Below are 4,524 nucleotides of genomic sequence, written 5' to 3'. Positions count from 1 at the left end.
CTCTCTAGCCGCTGACAGGCCAGATGCGTGTAATAGCCGGTGAGAATCGTATCGAGCAAGGCAGCGCCGAAGATTCGCCCGATGCCGTTCAACGCGCCAGCGGTGACGTGCACGTTGTTACCGTCCACTTCGCCGCCGTTGTTGGTCAACATCGGCACCGTCAACCACAGCGTATCGGCCTGCAGATGACCATTGCTATTGGTCAGCTGGCCGACGGTGAGCCATGTCGTGCCACCGGAGCCCATCTGGCCACTCGTGTTGTCCAGCGTGCCGGCGGCGTTCTGGTCGCTGAGATTACGCGTGGCGAAGACCGTACCGGCGATGTTGCTGAAGCTACCGACCCGGTCCAGGTTGGCGTCGCGCTGGGCAACCAGCGTGCCGCCCGCGCCGTTGTCGAAGCTCGTCGCCTGAACGATGACGTCGCCAGCACGATTGCCCATCGTGCCGCCGCGGTTGGCAATGGCACCGGTGGTGACGATCTGTAGGGACGCATCGGGGGCACCGGCATGTCCCGCCAGCAACTGGCCGCCGTTGTTCCCAATCGAGGCAGCGTGGATCGTTGCCGCGTCGGTGGCGTCCACCCGTCCGGCACTGTTGTCGAACGTGCCGCCAGCGGTAAGGGTCAGCGCGCCGCCCGTTTGCAGCACGCCGCCGCTGCTGTTGAGGAGGTTACCTGCACTGGTCAGCCCGAGGTCGTGCTGGGCGACAAGCGAGCCGCCGTGATTGTCGACCGATCCTGCCTGCACCTGCGCGGCGCCTTCGGCGGCGATCATGCCGGCGCCCGTATTGGTCAGGCCCTGCGTGAGCGTAATCGTGAGTTGCCCGCTCGCRCCGTGCTGGGCGAGTTGTCCGGCGGTGTTATCCAGCGTGCTGCCGGTCACCGTCACCGCACCCTGCCCGTCCAGCACACCGCTGGCATTGGTCAGCGTCGTGCCGCTGACGCCCAGCGCTCCCCGCGCGACGACCGCGCCGTGGCTGTTGTCGAGCATGCCGGCGTGCAAGGTGACGGCCTGGCCGTAGAGGCCTGTGGTCGGTGCCGTCGCACCGGTACTCACCGTGTTGCGATTGAGCAGCGTAGCGGCCTGTATCGCCAGGTCGCCACCGGCGATCAGTGCGCCGCCCGTGTTGTCGAGCGTCGTGGCGACCGTCGCATCGATTGCACCCGTGGTTTGCAGCGTTCCGCCGTGATTACTGACGCTACCGGCCGTGAGCGCGATGTCGCCATTGCTTTGCACGTTACCGGCGTCATTGGTTAGCGCGCCGTCGACGCCCAGCGTGAGCGGCGCGGTGGCCGATGCCTGGAGGGTGCCACCGGTATTGTCGAGGCTACCTGCGTGCAACGTGGTGGCGCCCGTGCTGGCGAAAACACCGCCGGTATTGTCCAGCGCTCCCGTCACCCGCACGTTCGTCGCACCGGCGCCGGCCGCGATCAGGCGACCGTGCGCGTTGGTGAATGCGCCGGCATTCAGGGCGAGTGCGCCGTTGCCGACGATCTCACCACCCGTGTTATTGAAGAGGCCGCTCACGTTCGCCTGCAGCGGGTCGCCGCCGAGGGCGGACACCTGCCCACCGGAGGTGTTGAGCGCTCCCGTGGTGATGAGGATCGACTCCGCTTGTGTCGTGCCGCCGCTCAGATCGGTCGTGTTGCCGGTCAGGATCAGCGCACCGTTGCTGCCGATCGTGCCGCCATTGCCGTTGAGCGTAGTCGCGGCGATCGTCAGCGTGCCGTGGCCCGCGTGCGTGACGCTGCCCTGGCGGTTGTCGAACGTGGCGGCCGATAGGCTGAGGTCGCCGTCACTTCCGAGCGTGCCGTGCTGACTGTTGTCCAATAGGCCATCGACGTCCACGGCGAGAGGGGCGCCACCGGCCGCCTGCACGGCGCCACCCTGGTTCAAAAGCGTCCCAGCGTGAATCTGCAGCGCACCATTACCGACAACGGTGCCCGCGGTGTTGTCGAAGGCTCCGCGTACGTTGAGAGCCAGCGGATCGCTTCCGCTCGCGCTGAGGCTACCGTGGGCCGTGGACAACGCGCCGGTGGTGATCGCGATCCGCTGCGCCGCCGTCGTGCCAGCACTGAGATCCGTGTCGTCGCCGGTCAGGGTGAGCGTGCCGTTGCTGAGCAATTTTCCGCCGGCGCCGTGCAAGGTCGCGGCGTCGATCGTGAGGTCGCCCTGCCCCGCGTGCTGCACGGTGCCGCCGGCATTTCCAAAAGCGCTGGCGGTGATCGTGAGATCGCCATTGCTGGCCAGCGTGCCGCCGTCACCGTTATCCAGCGTATCGGTGGCGGTAAGCGCATTCGACGCGCTGCCCGACGCGGTTATCGTACCCCCACGGTTATCGAGGCTGGTCGCGTTCACCGTGAACTGATTCGTGCTGATCTTACCGCGCGCGTTGGTCAACGCCCCGCTCGCGATCGACAAGCGCGCCGCGTTACTGGCCAGGGTGCCGCCCGTGTTGTCCAAGGCACCATCGACGTCGAGCGATGTCGCGCCGGCATCGAGCTGGTTGAAGCTACCGCCCCGGTTACTGAATTGACCGGCGGCGAAGGTCAATGGACCACCGATCGTCAGCTGGCCGGCATCGTTGATGACGCTCGTCGCATGGATCCTCGCGGCGCCATCGATGGTCAGCGTGCCACTGGCATTGCCGAGATCGCCGCCGCCCAAGGTCAGTTGACGCAGGGCCAGCTGGCCACCGTCGTTGCGCAGGCCGCTGGTGGTCGTCAGGTCGAACCCGGAGAACGCGCGCATCTGGCCGCCGTCGTTGTCCAGCAGACCAGCGATGTGGAACTCGCCATCCGCGAGTGGCGCGATCGATCCGCCGGACGCGCCACTGGCCGCCCCGGTGCCGGCTCCACTGCCGCCGCCCGTCGTGTTGGTCGGCGTGCCAGCGCCGGACGAACCGCCGTCCGTTCCACCCGTGTCCCCGATATCGGCCACCGGCTGGCCGATCGTGCCACCCCGGTTGGACAACGCGCCGGTCTGCAATGCGATGCCCTGCAGGCCGGTCTGCGTGATCGTGCCACCAGCATTACGCAACGAGCCCGCGTCCACGACGAGACGACCCGCATTGAGCGTACCGCCGCTGTTGTCGATGTCCTGCGCGGTCGACAATGTCAGCGTCCTGGCGGCGGAGATCGTTCCCGCATTGCTGACGCCACCACTCGCCTGGATCGTGGTATTCGCCGCTTGTGCCTGCAGTTGGCCGGTGTTCTCCAGACGGCCATCCACCGTCACGACAAGATCGCCCGCTTGTGCGCCGATGGTGCCGGCGTTACGCACGCCGACGCCATGTTCGTTGCCGATCAGGGTGATCTTCTGCGCGTACATGCCGCCCAGCGCGCTGGTGTCCAGGGCGAAGGTCGGCTTCGCCCCATCGCCTGCGATCGGTGCGATCTGGCTCTGGTCGACGCTTACCTGATTGGTACCCAGCGTCACCTGCAACTGCGGCGCCCAGATGCCAGCGTTGGCGACCAGCGCACGGGTGATGATGTCGGCGTAATCGGCACGGCTGGCGTCCAGGCCGGTGCCACCGACGCTGATGGCGCCCCCGGTGACACGATAACCGTCCAGCGCACCGCCGTTCAGTACCGGCGTACCGGTGGTCAGCGTGAAACGCGTGGCGTTGATCACGCCGCAGCCATCGCAGCTGATGCCCGCCGGATTGGCGATGATCACCTGCGCGCGGTCGCCGGCCACTTCGATATAGCCATTCAACGCACTCGGGTTGGGACCGGTGACTTCGTTAAGGATGATCTTCGCCGTGCCCGTGGCCAGCCACGGGTTGCCCGCCACCGCGCCGGCCAGCTGGGTCTGCGTGTTGGTGCGCGAGTTGTTCAGCACCACGCCGCTCTGGTCGACGTCGAAGCGGTTGTACGTGTTGCGCGAGACGCCTGYGGCGCTCGGTGTCTGAATATTCACCAGCGGCGCTGCACCGGGCGCGCCCAATACGGTCGGCCGCTGGTTACCCGGTGCGTTCGGATCGCCGACCACCTGCCCGGCGCTCGCCGCCGATGTCATACCGATCCAGCCAAAGGCCACCCACAAACCCAGGCTCACCGCCCGCACGTGCGCGGTGCTTCGACCATCGGTCGAAGAGGCGCCCTGACCCGGACGACGAATGAGCTCAGACACTACCTGGCAAAGACCAAGCGCGTGATTGAAGACAATGCGATACAGGTGCGAATTCATGCAGAACCATCCGTGATGTTGCGTTCAGTACGACCAGCTGAGAGTGAAACCCGCGGTCGACGAGCCTGTGGGGAAGCCCTTTGGTTTGGAGATCGGCGCGCCAGCGAAGGCATCCCACGCCACGCCGTGCCAGCTGCCGCGCAGTCCCAACACCGCACCGGCGAGGTTCTGGCCCAGTTCCTGTGCGGTGGGTGCGCCTCCGACGTGGCCGATGTCGGCCCCGAGGTAGAGTTCCTGACCGCCGCCGACGGACCAGCCGACGTCATTGCGGATGAGCCACCCGCGATCGCCGGTGAGCTGCACCTCGCCGTCAAAGCCACGCACGGTGTAGATG

The 4,524-nt window shown here is 66.8% G+C and carries 2 protein-coding genes; both read right to left on the bottom strand.

What is annotated here, in order from left to right; genetic code table 11:
• On the bottom strand, positions 1 to 4,190 hold a 4,190-nt coding region (locus tag AC1DSN_RS18740; RefSeq protein ID WP_477332171.1), incomplete at its 3' end, for a two-partner secretion domain-containing protein.
• A gap of 24 nt (positions 4,191 to 4,214) precedes the next feature.
• On the bottom strand, positions 4,215 to 4,524 hold a 310-nt coding region (locus AC1DSN_RS18735), incomplete at its 5' end, for a ShlB/FhaC/HecB family hemolysin secretion/activation protein (protein WP_477332169.1).

This window comes from Luteibacter sp. P4_D7_3 (assembly GCF_056401735.1).
This window is presented reverse-complemented; position numbering and strand designations above follow the sequence as displayed.